This is a genomic window from Candidatus Contendobacter odensis Run_B_J11, from assembly GCF_000531125.1.
GTDB lineage: Bacteria > Pseudomonadota > Gammaproteobacteria > Competibacterales > Competibacteraceae > Contendibacter > Contendibacter odensensis.
Genome location: NZ_CBTK010000148.1, coordinates 1 through 4315 on the forward strand (window position 1 = coordinate 1; position 4315 = coordinate 4315).

Genomic DNA, 4315 nt, shown 5'->3' on the forward strand with positions numbered 1-4315 from the left:
CGTTCCTCTCAACCTAAAGCCTATCCGCTTCAAATTTTACCTAAAACTGATAGGTGGTGAGGACCGGATGATAGAAAGGCATTTCCAGCATTTGGGAAACGGTCATGCGGTTTTGCGCGGCCCACCCTAGTAGATGCCCGATATGCTCGGCGGCGGGGCCAAACATTTCCGCCCCCAGAAACAAACCGCTACCTTGCTCGGCATAGACTTTCAGCATCCCTTTGTTGCGCAGCATGACCCGACTGCGGCCTTGATCCTCGAATGACACGAGCCCCGTAGCGAAGCGATCCGTGAAGTGCTGGTGTAACTGTTCCAGGTTGAAGCCCACCGACACCACTTGAGGATCGGTGAAGACTACGGCCAGGGGCGTGCGGCGCAAGCCGGATCGGATATCGGGATAGCGCCCAGCATTGTCGCCGGCGATGCGGCCCTGATCGGCCGCTTCGTGCAGCAGAGGAATTTCGTTGCTGGCGTCGCCGGCGATGAAGATCGGACTGTTGCCGCACTGCCCGGTGTAGCGATCGAACGAGGGGACGCCGCGTTCATTCAACGGGATCCCGGTGTTCTTCAGCGCCAACCCGGCGACATCAGGAGCGCGACCGGTCGCCGCCAGCACATAATCGAACGGCTCGGTTTGCCAGCTGCCATCCCGATTCAGGTAATGGACGTCGATCCCGGTGGCGGATTCCTTGACCGATTCCACCTGCGCCGATGCATCCAGATAAAACTCTTCATTGAAGACCTTGTTGGCGTACTCGCGAATGGCTGAATCATGAATACCGACGATGCCTCCTCCCACACCGAACATCTTGACACTCACACCCAGCCGGCTCATCGCCTGTCCCAGTTCCATTCCAAGCACACCCGGACCGAACACCGCCAGGCTTTTCGGCAAGGTGGGCAAGTCGAAGATGTTTTCGTTGGTCAGCAAATGCGCGCTCAACCCCTTCAACAGGGGCGGGAGGATCGGAATGCTGCCGGTGGCGATGACGACGCGCTGGGCGTGAATCGACCGACCTTGTTCGGTCACCAGGATATTGGCATCCTGAAAATGTACCTTTGCCTTCAAACGGTCCCCTTGCGGAATGGCTTCAACGGACTCCAGCACGAATCCGACAAAGCGGTTCCGTTCGGAGGCCACTCTCGCCATCACCGCCACGCCGTCGACGATTACGCCGGTCACCTTCACGCCAAAGGGTTCGGCATGCCGGGCTTGATGAGCGGCTTCCGCTGCGGCAATCAGCAATTTGCTGGGCATGCAACCGACACGGGCGCACGTCGTGCCATAGGCACCCCCCTCGATCAGCAAAACGGAATCCGTATGTTTTCGCGCGGCTCGGTAAGCGCCCATGCCAGCGGTTCCGGCACCAATGATGGCGACTTCGACTTGAAGTGGCGTCATGTGAGATCGCTCCAGGAGTAATTTCGGCCATCGTCAATGCCAACGATGTCTGCCATGAGCATCGCAGTCACGAACAAGACCCGGGCGAGCTTACTTCGCCAACCAGGTGGTCAGTTCGTCGGCGCCGCCGATGTGTTGGCCATCGACATACACCTGAGGGGTCGTGCCGCGTCCGGTCACCGCTTGCAGAGAACGGTAGCTGACGCCATGGCTGCCCAACACCATCTCCTCAAAGCGATAGCCCTTCTCGCGCAACATCTTGCGGGCGCGGGCGCAGTGCGGACAACCGGGTTTGCTGAACAGTGAGATTCGGGGCGGGATGCTCGCATTGGGGTTGATATGCTTCAGCAAGGTATCGGCATCCGACACCTGGAAAGGATCGCCCGGTTCTTCCGGCTCAATGAACATTTTTTGAATCAATCCATCCTTCACCAGCATGGAATAGCGCCAGCTGCGCTTGCCCAGGCCAATCGCCGTCTTGTCCACCAAAAGGCCCATGCCTTCACTAAATTCACCGTTGCCATCGGGCAGGAAGTAGATGTCTTTGGCGTTTTGCTCTTCCTTCCAGGTTTCCATCACGAAGGGATCGTTGACGGCAAGACAGATAACGCTGTCGATTCCATTCGCCTTGAATACGCCCACCAACTCGTTGTAACGCGGCAGGTGTGCGCTGGAGCAGGTGGGCGTGAAGGCCCCCGGCAGTGCGAACAGCACCACGGTCTTATCCTTGAACAAGGCGTCGCTGCTGACCTTCTGCCATTCACCATTGACGCGGATGGGGAATGTGACGTTGGGAACTTTTTGGCCTTCTCGTGATTTCAGCATGATCTTTTCCAGGGTTCGTGGTGTGATTGTCGATGTTCGAAAGTACGCACCCATGAGTGGATGGTCTGTTCGCCAGCGCACCCAGTTCCAAGCGAGTCCTATTCTATCGCCGCACAAACCGCTGTCTGTGCGAGTGACCGATAGCCCCTATAACGGAGCCGGGCAAACCGGAAACTTCAACGTCACTGCTTCACGGTAAGTCGGGTAAGGAAGCGGCATTGCTGCCACTCCCTCCCCTAAGAACCGTACATGAAAGTTTCCCTTCATGGCCCAGTGGAAGCGAAGCTGCAATTTGACGACATATAAGCAATAGCTAATAGGTCTCAGCCCCAACACGTCGTCGTCACCTGCCGCCTTTTCAATCACCCATCAGAGCGCTTCATCGGCCATCGCGTCACGTACCCGTATAATGGTTTGGCGGCTGGTGGCGAATTCCTTCGCCACTTGCGCGACGGTCGTGCCAGAGGCCAGGCGTTGTAATACTCGAGTACGTTGCTCGCCGTTTAACCGGGACGGTCGACCCAAGCGTTTGTCTTGGGCGCGGGCGCGACGAATGCCTGATTGCGTGCGTTCGATGAGTAAATCCCGCTCGAACTCGGCGACGGCCGCAATCACCTGCATGGTCATCTTGCCTGCGGCGCTGGCGAGGTCCACTCCGCCCAAGGCCAGACAATGCACCCGAACCTGGTTGGTTTCGAGCCGTTCGACGGTGGCTCGCACATCCATGGCATTGCGCCCGAGTCGGTCCAATTTCGTCACCACCAACACATCGCCAGGCTCCAGACGATCGATCAGACGCATGAAGCCAGGGCGCTCGCTTGAGGTCACCGAACCGCTGATGCACTCCTCAATGATCCGGTGACGTTCGAGCACAAAGCCAGCCGCTTCGATCTCTTACCGCTGATTGGCGGTGACCTGCTCGGCCGTCGACACCCGGCAGTAGGCGAAAACGCGCGACATACACGGTCCTTTCGTTCGAAAAGGGAGTCCGGAAGTGTAGCGCGTCCGTAATGCGTTAAGACCTACTTTCGGACACTGGATTGCGATCTGTCCGAAACCGAGGCTTTCAATATCGGCGGTCATCGTTTTGCGTCCTGTTCCGCTGTCCATCGCCGGTAGTCTCTCAGCACATTTGCGCCGTTCAGTGCCGCGCCATTGCTCGCCCGATAACCCTGTTGCCCCAGCCGTCGCGCTATTTCCGCGCCGGTCAGCCCCGGTTCCGCGTCGAGCATCGCGACGATGGCTTGCATCATCGAAGATCGGGATAGGACCGTTTCCACAGGCAGAGGGCGTTCCCGTTCGGGGTGTGCGTCTAGTTCAAACCGAGGGCGCATATCCCGCTCTCGAATCGTTGCGGGCCGGGTGTGCTGTTCTTGGCGTAGAGCGCAGCCGTTAATCTCGGAGTTCGGATCAGCTGTGAAGGCGTCCATATCGGCGGCTGCATCGCTGGCTTGGGTTGTCCATTCCTCCAGCGCCGGTTCTGGCGTCGGGGCGAACAGCGGTAACGCGGCGGGCGGTGTGGCGGTGACTTCTTTCGCCGTTGAGCGCCACGCAGCGCAGGTTCAACAGGGCTTGGGCGCCGGGCAGGGTCCAATGCATCCCGGCCCGCTCCATCCGATCCTTGACGACGTGGCGGCAGGCGCCTTCGATCACACCGGAAGCGATGGGATAGCCGGCGGCGAGGTACCGGTCGTAGTGAATGCGGTCGCGGTGGCGCTCGAAATAGCCGTGAATCCGCTCCAGCCGGGTGCGGGTGGCGGCGGGCAGCTCACCTTGTTCGGCGAGGTGTTGCAGCCAGCGGATCACCCCGGCGCCCATCCCGCTCAACAGCCCCAGGACCAATAGCTTCATCCACTTCAACGCCAGGTCGCTGCCGGGGTCGTGAAAGAGATGCACCGCCTCCCACAAGTAGCCGGTGGCGTGCAGCAGATCCAGGATTTCGACTCGGGGCGCGTCGCCCAAGGTCTCGGCGGCGGCGTCCCACAGGGACGCCTGGCCGTCCATCAGCAACACCCAAGGGTGTTGGTGGTCGGGATCGCGCCGGCGGGCTTCGGCGGCCAGCCAGGGAAAGATCACGGCGGCCGGGCG

Annotated in this window: 3 protein-coding genes and 2 pseudogenes; all 5 read right to left on the bottom strand. The window is 59.7% G+C overall.

Going from position 1 to position 4315, the window contains the following annotated elements:
* Positions 1-40: 40 nt before the first annotated feature.
* Complete coding sequence (locus tag BN874_RS10720; RefSeq protein ID WP_081756314.1) at positions 41-1402, bottom strand: dihydrolipoyl dehydrogenase; 1362 nt, start codon at positions 1400-1402, stop codon at positions 41-43.
* Between the two features lie 90 nt (positions 1403-1492).
* Positions 1493-2227, bottom strand: coding sequence for a glutathione peroxidase (locus tag BN874_RS10725; protein WP_195912167.1), 735 nt, complete (start codon positions 2225-2227; stop codon positions 1493-1495).
* Positions 2228-2596: 369 nt separating this feature from the next.
* Positions 2597-3187: pseudogene (locus tag BN874_RS10730) on the bottom strand (recombinase family protein).
* Between the two features lie 119 nt (positions 3188-3306).
* Complete coding sequence (locus BN874_RS10735; RefSeq protein ID WP_034433034.1) at positions 3307-3657, bottom strand: hypothetical protein; 351 nt, start codon at positions 3655-3657, stop codon at positions 3307-3309.
* Positions 3638-4315, bottom strand: a pseudogene (locus BN874_RS25090) (hypothetical protein); the annotation flags it as partial. The pseudogene BN874_RS25090 and the gene BN874_RS10735, both read right to left, overlap by 20 nt.